Consider the following 19,914-nt stretch of genomic DNA (forward strand, 5'->3'; position numbering starts at 1 on the left):
GAGCAGCAATGCTTTTAGCCTTTTACCCATACATTCAATAAAATGATACCTGCAAAATATAGTTTTCTCAGAAAGGAGCTCCCAAAAAGAAGCATCAGAAAGCTTATAGATGTGGTTTACAGGAGAAAAGTGGAGAGACACATATTTCTTCCGAGTGGATTCTCATTTTATCTTGTAAGAGGAAGAGAGGGTGCATATATAGTGTTCGATAGGAACTACTGCAGCTGCATAGATTTTCTTCTGAGCGTTATCATTAGGGAGGAGAGGAAGCTCTGCTACCACATAGCTGCCGTTATGATGGCGGAGGACATGAACTTGGTAAGGACAATAGAGCATAAAGATGATGAGCTTGAGACTGTTCTCAGGGAAATTTTCATGCAATAAAAGAATGCTTATATAGTGAAGCTCTCAGCATCATTAGGTGACTGTCGAGGTTGGTGGAGATAAAGGACGAGGAAGAGATAGAGCCGATGTCATATCATAGGAGAGTTCTGAAGGAGATGGTCGCTAAAAAGATAGCAGGAGACATTCTCTACTCATCAAACATAGGATTGGCTATGAAAAAGTGGAGAGAGTACTTCGGAGTGAAGCAGAGCGAGCTTGCAAAGATGCTGGGAATATCGGCATCTGTGATATCGGACTATGAGTCGGGCAGGAGGAGAAGCCCGGGGTCCTACGTTCTCAAGAGATTCATACAGGCTATAATAGCGAAAGATGAGGAAACCGGAGGAAATAAGCTGAAGGTTCTCGCAAAGTCCATGGGAATCGGGTTGCTTCTCTCAAGCGTGATAGATATGGCCGAGATGACGATTCCAGTGGAGCTGGAGAAGTTTATTGAGTGGATTGATGGCGAGCTTATTGTTCCGGGCAATACATTAATACACGGCTATACCGTCATAGATAGCATAAGAGCGATAGAGAACCTTTCAGGAACAGATTTCATGAAGCTATTCGGCTCATCGACAGAGAGAGCTCTCATATTCACGAGAGTTGGAACAGGAAGGAGCCCGATGGTGGCCCTGAAGGTCTTCGACATAAGACCAAGTCTTGTTGTGCTGCATGGACTCAAGCCAGATTCGGTAGATAGACTTGGAATAAGACTTGCTGAGATAATGGGTGTTCCTCTGGCAGTTTCTAAGATGGAAAGTGTGAGAGACATGGTGGAATCCCTGAGAAAAAGGCTCGAGTGAGGTTAGTCTTTAGACGATTCTCTTATAGCCATTAAACTAAACTTTAAATTGCACCTTCTTGCTAGCTTGTCACCTTTCGCATCTGTTGTCAACTTTATTACAATATACTGGAGGTGATGTTATTGAGACCTGATAGACAAGTTGGGATAGTAGGATGGGGAGTTTATGTTCCCATGTACAGGATAAGATCTGAGGAACTTGCCAGAGCTTGGGGAAGAGATTGGAAAAGGCATGCTGCAGGGATAATGGTGGAGGAGAAGAGTGTCCCCGGGATAGATGAGGACACATTCACCATAGCCTACGAAGCAGCTTCAAATGCAATTAGAAGGGCTAGGATAGATCCCTCTAAGATAAATGCTGTTTATGTCGGGACGGAATCAAAACCCTATGCTGTAAAGCCTACGTCCACAATATTGGCTGAGGCACTGGGAATAGGTGGTCAGAAAAGGGCCACAACAGGAGCAGATTTCGAGTTTGCATGCAAAGCAGGGACTGAGGCGATGCAGGCAGTTATAGGTTTAGTTGGGTCCAACATGATAGATTATGGCCTTGTTGTAGGGGCTGATACAGCCCAGGGAGCACCGGGAGATGCCCTAGAATATACTGCGTCCTCAGGAGGTGCTGCGTTTGTAATAGGTCCGGCAGAGGAGTCTGTTGCTATTATAAAAGCGAGCTGCTCGTATGTGACAGATACTCCAGACTTCTGGAGAAGGCAGCATGAGAGATATCCCGCGCACACAAGGGCTTTTACAGGAGAGCCTGCCTACTTCCACCACATAATAGGGGCTGCAAGGATGTTAATGGAGGAAATTGGGACCAAACCCGAGGACTATGATTATGCTGTCTTTCACCAGCCAAATGGAAAGTTTCCGCTTAGAGTGGGCCAACGCTTAGGCTTCCCTCCGGAGAAGATAAAACCAGGGTTGATTACACCATATATAGGGAATACATACAGCGGCTCATCTCTTATAGGACTTTCAGCAATCTTGGACATAGCTTCCCCCGGCCAGAGGATATTAGTGGTCTCATTTGGCTCTGGAGCTGGGAGTGATGCATTTCATATAGAGGTGACTGACAAAGTTGAGGAAGTCAGGGATCTAGCACCGAAGGTGATGGACTATGTCAATAGAAAGAAGTATGTTGATTACACCATATATGCAAGAAACAGAAGGATGATAACCCTCCTGAAGGACTTCAGCGGATATTGAGGTGATTCAATTGGCATCCATAATAGGTGCTGGTTTGGTGAAAGTGTCCAATCACTGGAACATGTCAATAGAGGATCTGGCTTATGAAGCAGCTGAGCAGGCCATGAAAGATATAAATTCGGAGAGAATAGATGCTATAATAGTGGCAAATGCCTTTTCAGGCGTGGCTAATGGTCAGGAGAACCTTGCAGCTCATATAGCATCGAGTCTAGGCATGGCAAGGAAGCCATCTTTCAAGGTTGAGCTTGAAGGAGCTTCCGGAGGTGCTGCTCTGCTGGCTGCATGCTCAATGCTAAGCAGATATGAAAGGATACTGATCGTAGGAGTGGAGAAGTTGAGCGATGTGACATCGCTCGAGGACATTACATCCGTTGTATCGAGCTCAATAAACAGGGAGCATGAGGGAATCCTTGGAGCAACAATATACTCACATCATGCCCTCATGATGAGGGAATACATGAGGAGGTATAAGTTGGAGGAGAGGGATTTCGGCTACTTTCCAATTATGATGCATGAGAATGCAGTTAACGTCCCTCATGCGCAGTTGAGGTTCAAGGTGAGCATGGAGGACTATATAGAATCCCCGTATGTTTCAACTCCATTGAAGCTCATGGACGTGCCTTCTGAAGCAGATGGTGCAGCAGCAATAGTAATAAGCAGATCTGATGGACCTGTAAAGGTATCTGGCATTGGATTTAGCGGAAATGAAGCTGTTATAACGCATAGAATTGATCAGCTTGACATGGAAAATATAACAGCTGCATTCAGCAGTGCCATGAGGGAAGCGGGCATCGATACCAAGGACTTGGACTTCGTCCAGATCCATGACACAAGCAGCGTGCTCGCATACCTGCAGATAGAATCATTGGGTCTTTCTGATAAAGGAAAGGCACCTAAGGACACCGAAAGCGGGAAGTTTAGGAGAGATGGGGAGATTCCCATAAATCCTGAGGGGGGAATGAAAGCTAGAGGCTATCCTGTGGGAGCAAGCGGTGTGTATCAGCTAGCTGAGTCATATATGCAGTTGCAGGGAACTGCAGATGGCTACCAAGTTCAGGGAGCGAAGAACTGTGCTGTTGTCAGTTTAGGAGGGCTGGCTAGCAGTTGTGTTGTTGCTGTGTTGAGGAGGTGATCCCATGTACAGTTGGCTAAATGTCCCATCTTATTGGAGGAACAAGTCCAGAAGATACATGCTTATAGGAGGGAAATGTAGGGATTGCGGGCATAAGTTCTTCCCATTTAGAAGAACATGTCCGAAATGCGGATCTCGCTCTGTGATAGAGGAAAAACTGCCGAGAAGAGGAAGGGTTCTGGAGCACACTGTGGTGCACAATCCTCCCAGAGGATATGAGTATTACACTCCCTACGTTCTAGCACTTGTCGAGCTGGAGGATGGAGCCAAGGTTTTAGCCCAGCTCACGGATGTGGATCCAGAGGAAGTCAAGGAGGGAATGGAAGTGGAGATGTCGCTGAGAATACTGAGAGTATGCGGGGAGTCGGGCTTCATAGCTTACGGTTATAAGTTCAGGCCTGCTACGAAATAAATATCTTTATTTTTTACTTTTTTAATATGTATGAGAGAACCATTGGAGGAGAATGACTTTACAGGGAAAGAGGTTCTCTCGAGCTCTCAACTGCGAATAATCGAGCTTAAAAATTATCGTTCAAGAAACAGTTCTTTACTTGAATGCGCTGTTATAAACAGCCATGTTTTTATCCATCAGCCGACATCATAGATCATGCCCCTGTCCTATGCGGGTAAAGCATACGCCCTTCTAGAGAGATATAACGTTGAGGACTACGATTTAGTTAAGATAATAACTGAAAAGGGAGAGATTGTGGGAAGAATAATGCCTAGACCAAGCATATTTGACGATGAACATGTGATAATAAAATTGCCGAATGGATACAATATAGGCGTTAACATAGGAAAGATAAGTGAAATCAAGGTTCTGGAGAAAGCATATCAGAGAGAGGAGGCCATACCAGAGGTTGAATTCAGGGAAAATCTTCCTTACATCCCTTTTATTGTCACTGGAGGCACCATATCCTCTAGAGTTGATTACAGAACTGGAGCTGTGAGAGCATATGAGAAACCAGAGGAACTTCTAGACCTGATACCAGAGCTTGCGGACATCGCTAACATAAAATACAAGCCAATTTTCGCTGAGTTTAGTGAGAACCTCACCCCAAGTCACTGGAAAAAGATGGCAGAGAGAGCATCAGAGGAGCTAAACAGCGGAGCTAGAGGTGTCGTGATAGCGCATGGTACTGATACAATGCATTACTCAGCAGCAGCTCTTTCCTTCATGCTGATGAACTTGAGAAAACCGGTGGTTTTTGTTGGATCCCAGAGATCCATAGATAGACCATCTACTGATGCTGTGCTCAACTTAATAGCTGCAGTTAAGGTAGCAGCACAATCCGACATAGGAGAGGTTGTGATAACAATGCATGGAAGTCCATCTGATGAGTTTGCATGGGTTTTAAGAGGAGTAAAAGCAAGAAAAATGCACACATCTAGAAGAGATGCGTTTATACCAGTCAACTCCCCTCCTATAGCCAAGGTCACAAGGGAAAAGATAGAGATAATGTCGAAGTACAGAAAAGCTGATGAGAGCTCGAGAGTTGAGTTCGATGGAAGGATTGATGAAAGAGTGTTTCTCCTTTATACTTGGCCTGGGATGAGTCCTGATATAATAGAGAGCATAAGATCTCTTGGCTACAGAGGTCTGGTTATAGCAGGAACAGGTCTGGGGCACACCCCATCCCGCATAATACCGAGTATAGAAAGGCTTGTCAGGGATGGTGTGCCCGTTGTTATGACATCTCAGACCATTTTTGGAAGAGTAAACCTCAGAGTGTACGAAACTGGCAGGCTTCTTCTGAAAGCCGGAGTAATTCCTGGAGAGGACATGCTTCCCGAGGTTGCTTTGGTCAAGCTGATGTTTGTGCTGGGTCACTGCAATGAGATGGAGTGCATAAGAGAGATGATGCTTAGAAACATCGCAGGCGAGATATCAAGCTCGATAAGCATGAGGGATTTCCCTCCGTGCTGGGTGATGCGATGAAAGAAATTAAAGTTGGTTTGGAGATACATCAGAGGCTTAGAACACACAAGCTCTTCTGCAACTGTCCATCCACCTTGATGGAGATGGAGCCGGATTGTTGGATAATGAGAATGATGGGTGTTTCAAGAAGCGAGCTTGGATCAATAGATCCTGCTGCTAGATTTGAGCTTCTGAGACAGAGAAAGTTTCTGTACGGTACCTACTTTGATGGAACATGCGAGGTTGAGCTTGATGAATCTCCTCCTCTTGAGATGAACAGAGAAGCTGTTGAAATAGCGATAAAAATAGCTAAAATGCTGAACATGGATGTAGTTGATGAGATACACACGATGAGAAAGATAGTTGTCGACGGAAGCAACACAACAGGCTTTCAGAGGACTGCTCTTATCGCTATAGGAGATGAAAAAAGCATGATAAGGACAGATCAAGGAGATGTTAGGATAGCCACTCTCTGCTTGGAGGAGGAGTCTGCTTTCATAGCTGAGACCGGTCCTGACTTCGTCAAGTATAGGCTGGACAGACTTGGAATTCCCCTAGTTGAGATAGCCACTTATCCTGATATAAAAAGTCCAGAACAGGCAAAAGAGGTTGCTTTGAAGATAGGAAGGATATTAAGGGCTACTGGAAAGGTGATGAGAGGTATTGGGACGATAAGACAGGATATAAATGTGAGCATAGAGGGAGGAGCTAGGCAGGAGATAAAAGGAGTTCAGGAGCCAGATCTAATCCCTATTGTAATATCAAGAGAGGTGGATAGACAGCTAAATCTCCTGAAAATAAGGGATGAGATCCTTGAAAGAGGAATTACAGAGGAGGATATAGGGGGATTTTTTGACCTTACTGATGTGTTAAAGAGGGCAGAAAAAGGATTTGTGAGGAAAGCTATTGATTCTGGCGGATCTGCATTTGCAATATATGCCAGAAAAATGAAAGGATTGATAGGAAGAGAGATACAGCCAGGAAGAAGGCTTGGGACAGAGCTTGCCAGTTATGCAAAGGTTTTTGCCGGCGTTAAGGGAATAATACACTCAGATGAACTTCCTAACTACGGAATAAGCTCAGATCTTGTGGCTGAGATCAGGAAGAGGTTGGAAATAGGAGAGGAGGATGGATTCATTCTAGTGATATCCGATAGAAGAACAGCTGAGATAGCGCTAAAATCCGTAGCTGATAGGCTTAGATATGCCATCAAAGGGGTTCCTGAGGAGACAAGAAGGGCATTGGAGGACGGAAATACAGAGTTCATGAGACCGATGCCCGGATCTGCTAGGATGTATCCTGAGACAGATGTACTTCCCGTCTTATCCTATCCATTTCTCAAAGCACTGGAGGGATGGAAACCGGAGTTTCCAGAGGATATAATAGGCAGGCTGGTGTCCTATGGGATAAGCAGAGATCAGGCTGAGGAGATATTTGATGAGGAGAAGGTGGAGCTTTTTGAGAGGACATCCTGCTTGTGCAAAAACCTTTCAAGAGGATTTATAGCAAGCACACTGACATCCATGATGAAATATCTGAGGAGAGAAGGGGTTAAGGTGGAGCTAATTCCGGAGGACAAGCTCATTGAGACACTTCTCATGGTTGATCAAGGAGCTCTGGCTAAGGAAGCTGTTGAGAATGTGATCAGAGATCTGGCAGAAGATCCGAATGCTGATGTCAAGGAGATAGCAAGAAGATATAGCATGAGCCAGGAGGAGCTGGAGAAGCTGATAGATGATGTGATATCCTTGCACAAGGATGAGCTGATGAGAGCTGGGGAAAAAGCCTTCAGCATGCTAATGGGCGAGGTGATGAAGAAGGTCAGGGGAAAGGTGGATGGAAGAATAGTGAGCTCCAAGCTCAGAGAAAGAATCAAGAAGGAGATATCACAGAAATCCCTCTAAGCTTTCTGATGTCTTTCCCTTCGCAAGAGAGTCAAAATCCAAGTCTAAAGCATCAAGTATCTGCTGAAAGGTGCTCCTCATTATCTCTATATACTTATCCACATCCACTTCCTGCTTGCCTGCTAGCTCAACGGGCTTCACTCCCTCCCTCCCAGTCACCTTCACGTATGATATCACATCTCCAGGCACTATCCTCATGTTAAGCCTTTCCTCGAGCAATCTAGCTGCTTTAACATGCTGAGGAGTGGTCTTCACATAATCCCCAAGCCTCTTATTTAGTGTTGATCTAAAGCAGACCTCCTCCATCTCAAATTCCCTGCTCCTCAGCCTATTCACATACTTCTTTATTATCTCCCCTATCTTCTTCTTGCTCTCCTCAAACTCCTCCTTGTTTCTAGCCCTGCTGAGCTCATCCAACGTCTCGAAGAAGGCCTTCTTCACTATATCAGGTATGTTCCTCTTCTTCCCCAAAAGACCCTTGACATCAACATGGCCGTCCTCGGTCACGCCCAAGTAGTTCTTCTTGAGCTTGGAGAGAACTACATATCTGTATACCTTGTCAAGCTCCAAGTCTATTCCCAAACTAGCTTCCACCCTCCTCTCAAGCTCCTGTAGCTTCTCTATTGGGGCATCCTCTATGAAAAGGGAGTCTGTATCCCCGTATATAACGCTCATGCTCATGTTTTCAGCCTCTCTGACAGCTGACATTATGGCCTTCCTCGCTATAGCTGTTATCATCTCAGCTGCAGGTGGGGAATATAGAGGAAATTCCTCGAATCCAAAAACACCATATGAAGCATTCAGAAGAACCTTTAAGCTGTTTTGCACGGTATCAAACCAGTTTCTTTCCTCCTCACTGAACCTCTCATTTTTTGCCATCTTCTTATACATCTTTACCCTCAGATCCCTCAAAACCCCTATTATCTCCGGGACTATTCCTACTCCTTTGCTGCACACCCAGTGAGGTAGTTCCTCCACAGGTTTGTTCATCTTGCACTCCTCATGAGGACAGTTTATCGTCTCAAAGCTTATCCTCCACCTCTTTATTATGCTGGGATACATGCTTGCAAAATCAAGTACAGCTGCCTTAAAGTGAACTCCAGGCCTCGGAGCCAAGACTATTGCTCCCATGTATTTCTTCCCCTTTATAATAGCTCTGCTAAACGTTTTAGATCCCCTTATCCTTGTCACATCCTCGCTGTTCGGTATGAGCCAGTTCCTCCTTCTGTACATGCTGTATATCATGCTCTTTATCCACTGAGAAATCCCATGCCTTGATACCTCCTCAAGCGACATCCTGGATATCCTTGAGAAGATGAAAAGGAGCTTGAGAAGTCCATTATCCAGCAGATTTGCAAGAGAGAAGGTAAGTTTTGCGTCCTGAATGCAGTATCTTGCGAGCTTGTCAGGAGGGAGATTCGCTATATCGTGAGATCCTATGTCGACTTTCTTCTCCCCGAGAAGGCCTTCAGACACCTCATCCAGTGTGTATCCAAGGTACCTGTTCTTGAAAACATATACCTGTATCGATCTATTGCTGAAGAGTTTGTAGAGATCTATGTGAATTCCCTCATCAAGCAGAGCTCTGTCGGTCTCAAGCCTTATCCCGGTGTTAGTTATCCCAAGTTCCTTGGCCCTTTTTGCTAGATAGGGGAGATCGAAGTTGTCTCCATTAAATGTATATATAACTGCATACTTCTTTATTTCATTAATAAATTCTCTTATAAGAGATATCTCGTCCTCATGCTGGATCACCTCAAAGTCCTCACTTAACACAACATCAGAGCCTCTTTTCAGCAGATAAACCCTCTTTATATCATCTCCAACTATGGCTGCAGCTATTATGGGTCTTTTTGGCTCAGAAGGGGATGGAACTTGAAAAGCAGGTGCTGCTACCTCTATATCTATGGCTGCACATTTCATCTTTGGTACTGGATGTCTCAGCATCGAGGCCATTTCAAAAGCTATCTCCAGAACTTTCTCCCCCTCCTCCCCGAATATCTTCTCTATCTCCCTCTTCTCCTCCTCATTCATGCTTGCAACTGGCTCTATTTGATCTCCCTTTATCCTGTACGGCATCCCGGGTATGAGGCCGATGTCATAAGTGTAGCTATCATAGTATTTTATATTTGCCTCCCATACATTAAAGCCGGCCTCCTTCAGCATGGTTCTCAGATCCTTTGGCTTCGCTCCACCTATGGCAAGGGGATCTGATACCTCCACCTTTGTCAAAACCAGTTTTCTATCGCTTAAAACATCGTATTTCTCAACTCTCTCTGCTTTAAGAACTCTGTGCTTAAAGTTCTCAGGAACAATTCTCTCAACATCCTCGGGACTAGCATCAGTGAGAAGATATGGCTTATGACCTGTTTTATCCTGAATAAACTCCATTTTCCCTGTGTTTGGATTGTAAAACCTGAGAACAGCGCTTTTCTTCTCTCCATCATAGATAACAGAGATCAGATATAGGATTTTCCCCTCTTCAGATGGTCTTTCCTCATAAGAACTTGCTGAAGCTTCGCTCAAGACTGAAATTGAGTTTATCGACATCTCAGATTAGATGTCGGTGTGAGAATATAAGGATGCCTAAGGAAGTTTATATATGGTGGACCTGTTGTCACTGGGTGATAAGCCTGAGACATGCAATAACACTGCTGATGCTGGTCATTTTCACCCTTCAGCCTGTTCTCGCAGCACAAAATGTTTCAACTATTGGGATAAAATTTGGGGATGACTTCTCAGCATATCTAAACTCTGACATAATCAGGATAATACATCAGGAGGATCTGCAGTGGGTTCAGGGAGTTGTGGGAGCTCCTCTGATACCTGAGCTTTACTACAGCGGAGAATTGATAATAGGACCTCAGAAAACAGGCGTTGCGAGGATGGCTATAATACCAACGCTGGAGGACAAGAAGGCAGTTGTCAGCTACTTGATAAATAAGAGTATAATAAGTCCTATAACTCTTCACACGCTCATGACCTTCATTTTCCCTGATGGAATCGTCATAACAAATGTGAGATATGATGTGGGCAAGAATGGGACGATGATAATCGTCCAAGCAGATGCTCAGATGAACAATCCCTACATAAAGCTGTACAACCTGACCTTTTACACTACCACAATCGGCAAAACTATAAATATAAACTATGCTGTTAAAGCAAACTTGTCATCCCTGAAAGGATATATCATCCAGAAAGGGGATTATGAAGCAATATCTCTATCTCCTATTCTCACACTTCTCCCCAAAGATGTTGTCGGCATAATTGATGTCGCATTTCCGGAGCAGCTCCACATAACAGGAGGAAGCCCTGCACCAAAGCAGATAATATGGAATGAGGCAAAATGGCAGTATTCATCGAACCTCATGGGAAAGGACATAGAGGTGTACTTCTCTGAGATAGCCCCTCCTCCAAACCAGATCCTCTTATGGTTTGTCGCCATGATACCTCCCATTCTAATAGGGCTTTTTGTAGCATGGAAGATCAGGAAGAATAAGAGGGGGTAAATCAGTCTATCTCCGATATCTCCACTTCTTTCACAAAATCCAGCTTTTTTATCTCCTCAACAAGCTCAGATATGCTTTTGCAATTAGTTAAGTCTGCTATTATCACCCATTCGGCAAGTTCTCCTCTTCTGACAGTCCTAGATTCTGTCAAAAGGAGGTCTACATTGTTATCAGCCAATATGGTCGCAACTCTGGCCAGAACACCAGGCCTGTCGGCCATCAATACCCTCAACTTGTTCACCTTTGCCTGAACTCCAACAAGGGGAATTATCCTTATCTCCTTTCTGCTGGAGTTGGCTGTTATCATGAGCTTCATTCCCTCCCTTATCCCGAGCAGCCTCCTTATCCTGAGAGGTATTGTTATCCTACTTTTAGAATCAACAACTACGAAATCATATATATCAGTCCCCATTGTCCCACTTATGAGGGATTTGAGGGGAAAAGCTTATAAAGTCAAGCGATTTCTCCCACCAATGTGGGAGGTGGGTAAGAAGTGGGAAAAATAGAAATAGCAGCTGTCTGCATAATAGCAGGCCTCCTTCTCGGGTTATTTCTCGGAATAGGATACAAGAAACCGGAACAACAGAAATGTGCATACACTGTTGGAAAATTCACGGAACAACCTAAACAGGAGGTTGTGATAGTGTATGGATTTGATGCAAACTACCCTCCGTTCACCTTTCTGCTGCCAAATGGAACTCCGGCTGGATTCGATGTCGATGTAATAAATTTGATAGCTAAAAAATATGGTTGGAAAGTAGTGTACAAGCCGTGGGACTGGTCAACGATAGTCACAGCTCTGGAGAGAGGGGACATAGATATAATAGCCTCAGGAATGACCTTCACTGCTGCTAGATCTGAGAAGATCTGGTTTTCTGTTCCCTACTACTCATATGTGCATGAGCTTGTTGTAAGGGCTGGTGAGAAGAGATCTGCTGAGAAGATACTCAACTCCGGTGAGTACATAGCTGTCCAGACAGGCTCCACATCAGATGAGTGGGCCAACAGATTGATCTCTCAGGGATACAACTTCAAGAAACTGGGCTTGGATTCCTATGTCTCTGCATTGCAGGCACTTCTTGATGGCAGGGCAACTGCATTGATAACAGATTCTGCATTTTTCGAGCCATATCTGAAGAAAAATCCGGAACTAGCAGGTAAACTGAAGGTCGTTGAGACATTGGGCGCACCTCAATGCTATGCGATAGCCACTAGGCCTGAGGACAAATGGCTCAGGGACATGATCAACAGCGCTTTAGAGGAGCTGATGAACAGCCCTGATTGGAACAGGCTTCTTGATAAATGGGGCCTCGGGTGAGCAGATGACCTCCTACTCTTTTTTCCTCAGCTACATTCCCTTTATAGCAGAAGGAGCCTTATGGACGATATGCTTAGTGGGAGGAGGTATTGGCCTTGGATTCATCATAGGGATACCTGTCGCCCTAGGCCAGGTATATGGTGGAAGAACGCTCAGATATGTAATAGAGCCATACCTTTGGTTCTTCAGAGGAGTTCCTCTTCTCGTGCAGTTGTTCCTCTTCTACTGGGGATTGCTTCCCTCAATTGGATTTAAGCTAGATCCTCTTGAGACCAGCATTTTAGTGCTGGGATTGAGGAGCGGGGCATATCAATCACAGATATTTCGTAGTGCAATGGAGTCTGTTGAGAAGGGCCAATTCCTTGCAGCTATGTCCATAGGAATGTCAAGGGGGCAAGCAATGCTTTATATAATACTCCCTCAGGCATTGAGGATCTCTATTCCAGGATGGGCCAATGAATACGCCATAATGCTGAAGGACTCAGCCATATGTTTCTCCCTTGGCGTGATGGAAATTCTAACAAGGGCTAGATATACAGCGATAGCAACAGGCATGGCCTTACTTCCCTATCTATTTGCTGGCATTTTCTTCATACTTCTCACCAATTTAGGAACGGGAATACTAAACACGGCATATAAGAGGCTTAGAATACCTGGATCAATTGGGGTGTAGCCATGCTCGAGGTGGAAAATATATATAAGAGCTATGGGAATGTAAAAGCATTAAATGGCGTCACATTTAGCTTGGAAAAAGGGGAAACGAAGGTTATAGCAGGACCGAGCGGGGCTGGAAAGAGCACGCTGCTCAAGTGCATAAACCTGCTTATAAAGCCGGATAGAGGCAGGATATTCCTGGAGGGGGAGGAGATAACAAGCCCAAACACGAATATAAGTAAGGTGAGGCAGAAAATTGGATTTGTATTTCAAGAGTTTAATTTATTCAACCATTTGACTGTATTGGGAAACGTCATGATAGGGCTGACGAAAGTGAAAAAGATGCCGAAAGAAGAAGCCCTGAGAAGAGCTAAGGAGGCTCTGGAAATGGTGCATATAGGGGAGGATCTGTGGAACAGGTATCCATCACAGATTTCAGGAGGAGAAAAGCAGAGAACTGCAATAGCCAGGGCTTTGGCGATGGATCCTGTCCTAATGCTTTATGATGAGCCCACATCCGCCTTAGATCCGAATCTGGCAGCTGAGGTACTTCAGGTGATAAAGGAGCTCTCTAGATCGGGCATGACAAGCCTCATCGTGACTCATGAGATGAGCTTCGCCCTAGAAGTGGCTGATGAGATGCTCTTCATGTTTGATGGAAGAATAGTTCATGCTGCATCTCCTGTGGAGTTGCTCTCAAATCCAAAGCACGAGCTGGCATCCAGATTTCTCAGGTTGGGTGGAGGAAATGGATTTCTGGGTTGAATTTCTGGGATCTCTGCTGAATGGTCTGCTGACAACACTGCAGATGGTGCTCATAGCAGCGCCAGCGGGAGTTATTATGGGCTTACTCCTTGGAACAATGCGGGTATATGGTGGAAGAATAATCTCATCAATATCCTTCGCTATAACAGCTGTCTTCAGAGGATTTCCCCTTTTAGTCACACTTTTCATCCTGTTTTTTGGCCTTCCAGAGGTTGGAATATATATCTCCCCGTTTTGGGCTGCAGTAACAGGCTTTGTGCTCTGTAGCGGAGCATATATATCTGAGTACGTGAGAGGCTCCATTCTATCTGTGGAGGAAGGACAGTCGCTAGCAGCCAGATCTATTGGAATGACAAAGTTCCAAGAAATTCTGTACATAATACTTCCTCAGGCCATCAGAAGGGCCATTCCGAGCATATCAAACGAGATAGCATACATGATCCAGTACTCCTCATTGGCCTTTGCGATAGGAGTTCAGGAGATGTTTTCTGTATCAAAGACTTTTAATTCTATATACTTTAGATCTGTGGAGATATTTTCTGCGCTGGCCATAACGTATCTCGCAATCGAGGGAATTGCAACATACATATTCAAAATAATAGAAAAAAGATTTCGAGTGCCACCGTAATTTCTGAGGTGAAAAATTGTTGTGAAGTTCATTTATAACAACGTCTATGCTTCAAAATTGAAAGGATCATGCCTGCAGCTACTTTATACATTTGTACCCTCTGGGGAAAATATTTTAATTCTCGTTCCACAGGACAGGGTATAAGGATAAATGTGGTGTGTGGTGATTGGATTGCCCGACTTCGGCTACTCTTATGGAGCTGAGCTGAGGGAGAATGAAGCCAGAGCATCAGGCAGAGACCTGAGAGTCTCCTTCAAGGAGATGGTGGAACTAGCCAGAGCGATAAAGGGAATGAAGCTATCTGAGGCAAAGGCTCTGCTAGAGGAGGTAATTGCTATGAAGAGGCCCATACCGTTCAAAAGGTATAAGAAGGGCGTAGGCCACAGAAAACAGCTCTCTGGATGGAAGATAGGGAGATATCCCGTGAAGGCCTCAAAGTTGATGCTCAAAATTCTGACAAATGCGGAGTACAATGCAATACAAAAGGGTCTAGATGCGGATTCCCTCTATATAAAGCATGTGGCTGCTCAGCAGGGACCAAAGCTGAGAAGAATATTCTACAGAGCAATGGGAAGAGCTACCCCTAGGATAGAGCAGCTTACTCATGTTGAAGTTGTTGTGGAGGAGAGAGGATGAGCGTCAGCAAGAATCTTCCTGTTTACAAGAGGATAATTCAGGAGGGATGGAGAAAAGCTGCTCTGAAGGAGTTTCTTAGCAAATATCTGGAAAGGGCTGGATTTCATGATGTGAAGCTTGTGGAGACATCCCTAAGGGAGATAATAACTATATATGTGGAGAGACCTGGGATAGTTATAGGGAAATCCGGAAAGCTAAGCAAAAAGCTAACAGACATCCTTAAGGAGAGATTTGGGTTTGAAAATCCCTACATAAGGGCTGAGAAAGTTGAGGAACCGTTCCTCTCAGCTAGGATAATAGCTCATTTCATCGCATCTAGGATAATGAGGGGCGAGAAACACAGAAGAGTGGCATTCATGGCTATAAACAGAGCCCTATCCTCTGGAGCAAGGGGAATAGAGATAAAAATAGCAGGAAAGTTTGGAAGCCAGAGGGCTAGGGAGGAGAGGTTTAGGGCGGGAGTGATTTACAGGTGCGGCGAGGATGTGATGAGCCATGTCGATTACGCCGTTGAGCACATTCTTCTCCCTCAGGGAGTGATGGGAGTCAGAGTTAGATTGGTCAAGCCGATAGAATCGATGCCGGATAGAGTTCTGATAAAAGAGGAGAAGATAGCCGAGATCCTCGAGAGGATCAAGGCGGAGAAGGAAAAGGAGGAGGTTGAGAAAGTTGACCATGAAGAAAATGTCAGTCCTGAGGGAAATGAGCAATGAGGAACTGCTTAACAGGTTAAGTGAGCTGAGAAAGGAGCTCTTCCTGCAGAGGTACAAGCTCTCAACAGGAGGAACTGGAGGAGAGAAAACTCACTTAAGAAGGGAGATAAGAAGGGAGATTGCAAGAATTCTCACTGTGTTGAGGGAGAGAGGAATAACAAGATGAGGAAGGGAAGCAACATACTGTATCATGAGATAATAGGTCTGGAGGTGGAAGTTGTGTTCTCGCCAAATCCATATGAAATTGGGATGAGGGGGAGAGTTGTGGATGAGACGATGAACCTTTTAATACTTGACACAAGAAGAGGAAGAAAGAAGGTGGAGAAAAGGGATAGGGTGTTCAGAATGAAGCTTGATGATGGTGTCTTTGATGTTTATGGCACAAAGTTGATAGGAAGACCTGAGGAGAGGGTGAAAAGGATATGAGCCTGAGAAAGCTCCCTGATTACATTGTTAGGGATGTAAATCCCCCTTCTTCTGAATGCAATGATAAGAACTGCCCTTGGCATGGGAAAATAAGTTTAAGAAAGGGAATTCTTGAGGGCGAGGTGGTCTCAACTAGGATGACAGGAACTGTCACAGTTCTCGTGGAGTACCTCCTTTACTCCAAGAAATACAACAGGTATGAGAGGAGGACATCAAAGATACATGCTCATCTACCTCCTTGCATAACTGTGAAAGAGGGGGATAAGGTGAGAATAGCAGAGGTTAGAAGACTGGCAAAGACCGTCAGCCATGTGGTGATCGGGACTTTGAACAAGTAGAACTAGCTTTTGGTCCTCCTCCAGCCATATTTACTCGTGTCATAAAACGGCATCTCCGAAACAACAACATCTATCAGATCCCCTTTTACATCAACTTGAAGAGCTGTCCCCACTGAGGAGAGATCGGGTCTTAGATATGCCATCCCTATTCCTGAGTTTACAGTCGGGCTATATGTTCCGCTTGTGACATATCCGACAGCCTCTCCATTTTTTATCACTTTTGCTCCATGTCTGGGACTTCTTCTGCTAGTGCTCTTTATTCCAACCCTTATCTTATCAGGAACTCTGTTTAAAAGTGCCTCTTTTCCTATGAACTCCTTTTCATAGCTGACAACCGCTTCCAATGCTGCCTCCTTTGGTGTGGTGCTTTCGTCCATGTCCTGGCCATATAGGCACATTCCTGCCTCCAGCCTGAGTATGTCCCTGGCCCCCAGCCCGCAGGGCTTTGCCCCTCTTTTCACAATCTCTCTGAAGAATAGGATGCCTTTTTTCACATCCCTGAATATGACCTCATATCCATCCTCCCCTGTGTATCCAGATCTGCTGACAAGAACAGGCAAGCCATTGAATGAGCTTTCAGCCATCCTGTACCTCTTTATATCGAGCTTTCCCAGAAGATCCTCAGTTATCTCCCTGCTCCTCGGTCCCTGAACTGCTACCATCACTGTCTTCATAGTTTCATCCTCTATCTCAACATCAAAGCCCCTTTCCTCCTTCACTCTGTTGAGCCAAGAGAGTATTTTATCCCTGCTTCCAGCGTTCACAACCATGAGGAATCTGTCATCAGAAAGTCTGAAAACAGTATCATCATCCATTATGCCAGCTCTATCATTTAGTATCAGTGTGTATCTCCCTCTTCCTATCTCCACATCTACATCATTTGTGCAGACAAGCTGGAGAAATCTGAGGGAGTCCTTTCCTGATATGAAGAGCCTGCCCATGTGGGATACATCGAATACTCCTACATCATTTCTCACGGAGAGGGTCTCCTCTATTGAGCTAGTGTACTTAAGTGGCATCTCCCATCCATTGAATATTGTGAAAGTTGCACCGAGAGAGGCATGATCCTCATACAAGGGGGTCCTCAAGTGCATATTCAGCTGTGCCACAGCAAGCTCTTAACTTTATCTGAAAACGAGGGAAACTTTTATATTTTTCCTCCAGTAATTTAATGTCTACCAACGATAACATTGTTTCTAATTGTCCGGTGATTCTAGATGCTTGAGAGCGAGGGAGGCAATATATTGTCATCTGATGTAGACCTTATATCTTACTCCTACACGATGTTCAACAACTTCAGTAAACCGGATGCCATCATAAGACCTTCTGATCCGGAGGAGGTATCATCTATCCTGAAAAGCTTATCTGATGAGAGAAAAAAGGTGTTTGTTAGGGGAAATGGGACTTCTTTTGTGGGATGCCCGGCTGAGGGAGGAGTTCTGATAGAGACAAGGAGGATGGGTGAAATTCTCGAGATAGATGAGGAGGATCTCACAGCAACAGTTGAATCAGGAGTTCAGATCGGCAATCTCCTGAAAAATCTTCCAAAGGATCTCTTCTTCCCAATAGATCCAGATGGACTCTCCCTCTCGACATTTGGAGGGGTTATAGCAGAGGATTCAGCTTCCCCCTTATCTCTCGCATATGGCACAGCCGGAAGCACATTGCTGGGCTTAGAAGTTGTTTTGCCAGATGGAAGCTTAATGGAGCTGGGATCAACCACAATAGGGGCTAGAGGGATTGAGAGCTTATTTATTGGAACAGAGGGATCCCTTGGTGTAATAACAAAAGTTAAGATAAGGCTTTACAGGAGACCTGAGAGACTATTGCTCTACGAAATAGATGTGCCCCATGTAGAGGATGCCATTGAGATGCACTCCCTTGTCGACGCATCTGGCATTCCATTGCTTGGATTTGAGTTCTACTACAGGGATTTATTTGAGTTGGGAGGAAAAGAGGTTAGTATGGGAGCTAGAGTTCACATGCTGCTCAAAGCACCTCAAAGAGAGGATGAAATACATAAGAAGATAGAATCCATAGCTGAAAGAGAGGGAGCCCTGAAAATCGATGTTGAGGAATATGACCCAATGTACCTCCCGAAATGGAAGGGAAGGGGATATCTGATAGAGGGATTGAAATCCACATGCAGAACTGCTAGCTTTCTCAGCTTTACCGTGCCAAGGGACAGCATATTTGAGTCCATAAGCAGGATAGATGCAATAGGATCGAGGATGAAACTTGAGACAGTTACCATGGTGAATCCCGGCATGAACTGGATCTTAACCGGGTTCACATATGACTTCTCTGATGAAAAAGAGATGAAAAGAGCTGAAAGAGCATTGAAAATGGCAATAGATCAGTTATCTGAGATACAAGCTATTTTCGGTTTCGGCACAGGAACAGGAACAAATATGGCCGGTTTGAAGCTCAAAAGCCTGGATAACAGGGAGCTTTTCGAGAGAGTGAAGAGATGCATTGATCCAAACTTCATGATGAACCCTATTTTCATGCCAGAGGAGGAGTGATCATGCTCTCCGAGGGAACTTGGAGGGAGATATCGAGATGCATTTCATGTGGGGCATGTAATGAGGGCTGTTCCTTGTTTCATGCATCTGAGAGAAAGGAGAGCTTGGGTCCAAGATCGAGGATTAACATTGTCAGGGCCATAAACACCAAAGTCGCACAGCTCTCAATAAACTCAATAGAGCATCTTTATCTGTGCGGCTCATGTACTGTATGCAACAAATATTGCCCGCTGAACATAGACATAGCAGGCTTGATGATCAGGATAAGGGAGGAGCTTATCAGAGCTGGATATGTGCCTCCATACAATATAGCCCGAATGAGAAGGAACATAGAGGTAAATGATCATCCATGGGATTCTTGGGACAAGGGAAAGTGGATCCAAGTGAGGAGATCAGCCAGGCCAAAGAAACATCTTTTCTTCGCTGGATGCTGGACAACAAGGTCTCAGGATATGGCTAATTCAGCATATATGGTGGCAAAGAAAGTTGTTAAAGATGATCTAGGCCTTTTAGAATCAGCTGAACCATGTTGTGGTTATCCTCTGAAGATAGCTGGACATGTGGATGCATATAAGGAGGTTCTCATGAGAGCAAGATCCAAGATAGAGGGTTTTGAGGACATAGTCACTCCATGTATCTCGTGCAAAGAGAGCTTTAAGGAGTCTGGATTGAGCTCCCATTATCTCCTTGAGATGGTACCTGAGGATCTAGAGGCAATAAAGAGGAGGTCAGGAAAAGCAGCTCTTATAGGATCGTGCAGGGATTCCTTTACAGATAAGGCGAGGAACATACTAGAGATTGCCGGATATGATGTTGTTGATCTGCCCGATTGGTGTTGCATGGACTGCGGATTTTCCCTTGCATACACGATATCTCAAGACTTGATGAAATCCGTCGCATCTAAAATCATGGAAACTGCCTCTGATCTCGGAGCAGATATGCTAGTGATTGTTGATCCATTTTCCTATTACCTTTTCTCGAGCATAGAAGGGGGAAAGATCGAGATTCGGGATATCTACAGCATCTTACTTGACTCCTTCAGGCTATAAA

The 19,914-nt window shown here is 44.7% G+C and carries 22 protein-coding genes; 19 read left to right on the forward strand and 3 right to left on the reverse strand.

The window, feature by feature from the left end:
* The first annotated feature begins 42 nt into the window (after nucleotides 1-42).
* The 7 genes from D6D85_RS04280 to gatE all read left to right on the forward strand — a co-directional run bounded on the left by D6D85_RS04280 (nucleotide 43) and on the right by gatE (nucleotide 7,352).
* On the forward strand, nucleotides 43-384 hold the full coding sequence (locus D6D85_RS04280; RefSeq protein WP_125670835.1) for an SWIM zinc finger family protein: 342 nt from the start codon (nucleotides 43-45) through the stop codon (nucleotides 382-384).
* A gap of 53 nt (nucleotides 385-437) precedes the next feature.
* Entirely contained in the window at nucleotides 438-1,190 is a 753-nt protein-coding gene (locus tag D6D85_RS04285; RefSeq protein WP_237558751.1) for a helix-turn-helix domain-containing protein, read from the forward strand.
* 116 nt (nucleotides 1,191-1,306) lie between these two features.
* Nucleotides 1,307-2,398 (forward strand): hydroxymethylglutaryl-CoA synthase, encoded by a 1,092-nt coding sequence (locus D6D85_RS04290; protein ID WP_125670836.1) that lies wholly within the window; start codon nucleotides 1,307-1,309, stop codon nucleotides 2,396-2,398.
* Between the two features lie 10 nt (nucleotides 2,399-2,408).
* The gene (locus D6D85_RS04295) at nucleotides 2,409-3,530 is read left to right on the forward strand and encodes a thiolase family protein (protein ID WP_125670837.1); all 1,122 of its coding nucleotides are present in this window, start codon (nucleotides 2,409-2,411) and stop codon (nucleotides 3,528-3,530) included.
* A gap of 4 nt (nucleotides 3,531-3,534) precedes the next feature.
* Nucleotides 3,535-3,942: a Zn-ribbon domain-containing OB-fold protein gene (locus D6D85_RS04300; protein WP_125670838.1), complete on the forward strand. Its 408-nt coding sequence runs from the start codon at nucleotides 3,535-3,537 to the stop codon at nucleotides 3,940-3,942.
* Between the two features lie 195 nt (nucleotides 3,943-4,137).
* Entirely contained in the window at nucleotides 4,138-5,469 is a 1,332-nt protein-coding gene (gene gatD / locus D6D85_RS04305) for a Glu-tRNA(Gln) amidotransferase subunit GatD (protein ID WP_125670839.1), read from the forward strand.
* Nucleotides 5,466-7,352: a Glu-tRNA(Gln) amidotransferase subunit GatE gene (gene gatE, locus D6D85_RS04310; protein WP_125670840.1), complete on the forward strand. Its 1,887-nt coding sequence runs from the start codon at nucleotides 5,466-5,468 to the stop codon at nucleotides 7,350-7,352. The genes gatD and gatE overlap by 4 nt, the downstream gene beginning before the upstream one ends.
* On the opposite strand, the gene D6D85_RS04315 is transcribed toward gatE, so the two are convergent.
* Nucleotides 7,335-9,902 (reverse strand): DNA-directed DNA polymerase I, encoded by a 2,568-nt coding sequence (locus D6D85_RS04315; RefSeq protein WP_125670841.1) that lies wholly within the window; start codon nucleotides 9,900-9,902, stop codon nucleotides 7,335-7,337. The genes gatE and D6D85_RS04315 overlap by 18 nt on opposite strands.
* Nucleotides 9,903-9,934: 32 nt before the next feature.
* Here D6D85_RS04315 and D6D85_RS04320 point away from each other — a divergent pair, with 32 nt between their 5' ends.
* Nucleotides 9,935-10,861 carry a hypothetical protein gene (locus D6D85_RS04320; RefSeq protein ID WP_125670842.1) on the forward strand — a complete coding sequence of 309 codons (927 nt, stop codon included), beginning with the start codon at nucleotides 9,935-9,937 and terminating at the stop codon, nucleotides 10,859-10,861.
* Between the two features lies 1 nt (nucleotide 10,862).
* On the opposite strand, the gene D6D85_RS04325 is transcribed toward D6D85_RS04320, so the two are convergent.
* Nucleotides 10,863-11,273 carry an ACT domain-containing protein gene (locus D6D85_RS04325; RefSeq protein ID WP_125670843.1) on the reverse strand — a complete coding sequence of 137 codons (411 nt, stop codon included), beginning with the start codon at nucleotides 11,271-11,273 and terminating at the stop codon, nucleotides 10,863-10,865.
* An 81-nt stretch (nucleotides 11,274-11,354) separates the two neighbouring features.
* On the opposite strand from D6D85_RS04325, the gene D6D85_RS04330 reads away from it, so the two are divergent.
* From D6D85_RS04330 to D6D85_RS04370, 9 genes are all read left to right on the forward strand, one after another.
* A complete protein-coding gene (locus D6D85_RS04330; protein ID WP_125670844.1) occupies nucleotides 11,355-12,179 on the forward strand; it encodes an ABC transporter substrate-binding protein in 825 nt (274 codons plus the stop codon).
* Between the two features lie 4 nt (nucleotides 12,180-12,183).
* Nucleotides 12,184-12,852 (forward strand): amino acid ABC transporter permease, encoded by a 669-nt coding sequence (locus tag D6D85_RS04335; RefSeq protein ID WP_125670845.1) that lies wholly within the window; start codon nucleotides 12,184-12,186, stop codon nucleotides 12,850-12,852.
* 2 nt (nucleotides 12,853-12,854) lie between these two features.
* A complete protein-coding gene (locus D6D85_RS04340; protein WP_125670846.1) occupies nucleotides 12,855-13,598 on the forward strand; it encodes an amino acid ABC transporter ATP-binding protein in 744 nt (247 codons plus the stop codon).
* Nucleotides 13,582-14,226, forward strand: a complete 645-nt coding sequence (locus D6D85_RS04345; protein ID WP_161969684.1) for an amino acid ABC transporter permease — start codon at nucleotides 13,582-13,584, stop codon at nucleotides 14,224-14,226. The genes D6D85_RS04340 and D6D85_RS04345 overlap by 17 nt, the downstream gene beginning before the upstream one ends.
* Before the next feature lie 165 nt (nucleotides 14,227-14,391).
* Nucleotides 14,392-14,862 carry a 50S ribosomal protein L22 gene (gene rplV, locus D6D85_RS04350; RefSeq protein ID WP_373695741.1) on the forward strand — a complete coding sequence of 157 codons (471 nt, stop codon included), beginning with the start codon at nucleotides 14,392-14,394 and terminating at the stop codon, nucleotides 14,860-14,862.
* Complete coding sequence (locus tag D6D85_RS04355) at nucleotides 14,859-15,575, forward strand: 30S ribosomal protein S3 (protein WP_125670849.1); 717 nt, start codon at nucleotides 14,859-14,861, stop codon at nucleotides 15,573-15,575. The genes rplV and D6D85_RS04355 overlap by 4 nt, the downstream gene beginning before the upstream one ends.
* Nucleotides 15,538-15,741, forward strand: coding sequence for a 50S ribosomal protein L29 (gene rpmC, locus D6D85_RS04360; RefSeq protein ID WP_125670927.1), 204 nt, complete (start codon nucleotides 15,538-15,540; stop codon nucleotides 15,739-15,741). The genes D6D85_RS04355 and rpmC overlap by 38 nt, the downstream gene beginning before the upstream one ends.
* On the forward strand, nucleotides 15,738-16,001 hold the full coding sequence (locus D6D85_RS04365) for a ribonuclease P protein component 1 (RefSeq protein WP_125670850.1): 264 nt from the start codon (nucleotides 15,738-15,740) through the stop codon (nucleotides 15,999-16,001). Before rpmC ends, D6D85_RS04365 begins: the two co-directional genes overlap by 4 nt.
* The gene (locus D6D85_RS04370; protein ID WP_125670851.1) at nucleotides 15,998-16,339 is read left to right on the forward strand and encodes a 30S ribosomal protein S17; all 342 of its coding nucleotides are present in this window, start codon (nucleotides 15,998-16,000) and stop codon (nucleotides 16,337-16,339) included. Before D6D85_RS04365 ends, D6D85_RS04370 begins: the two co-directional genes overlap by 4 nt.
* A gap of 2 nt (nucleotides 16,340-16,341) precedes the next feature.
* Here the strand turns inward: D6D85_RS04370 and gcvT are convergent, their stop codons facing one another.
* The gene (gene gcvT / locus D6D85_RS04375; protein WP_125670852.1) at nucleotides 16,342-17,433 is read right to left on the reverse strand and encodes a glycine cleavage system aminomethyltransferase GcvT; all 1,092 of its coding nucleotides are present in this window, start codon (nucleotides 17,431-17,433) and stop codon (nucleotides 16,342-16,344) included.
* 123 nt (nucleotides 17,434-17,556) lie between these two features.
* Between gcvT and D6D85_RS04380 the strand changes: the two genes are divergently transcribed.
* Nucleotides 17,557-18,864: an FAD-binding oxidoreductase gene (locus tag D6D85_RS04380; RefSeq protein WP_125670853.1), complete on the forward strand. Its 1,308-nt coding sequence runs from the start codon at nucleotides 17,557-17,559 to the stop codon at nucleotides 18,862-18,864.
* 2 nt (nucleotides 18,865-18,866) lie between these two features.
* Entirely contained in the window at nucleotides 18,867-19,913 is a 1,047-nt protein-coding gene (locus tag D6D85_RS04385; RefSeq protein ID WP_125670854.1) for a (Fe-S)-binding protein, read from the forward strand.
* The last annotated feature ends 1 nt before the right edge of the window (nucleotide 19,914 follow it).

This window comes from Candidatus Methanodesulfokora washburnensis (assembly GCF_003947435.1).
Taxonomy (GTDB): domain Archaea; phylum Korarchaeota; class Korarchaeia; order Korarchaeales; family Korarchaeaceae; genus Methanodesulfokora; species Methanodesulfokora washburnensis.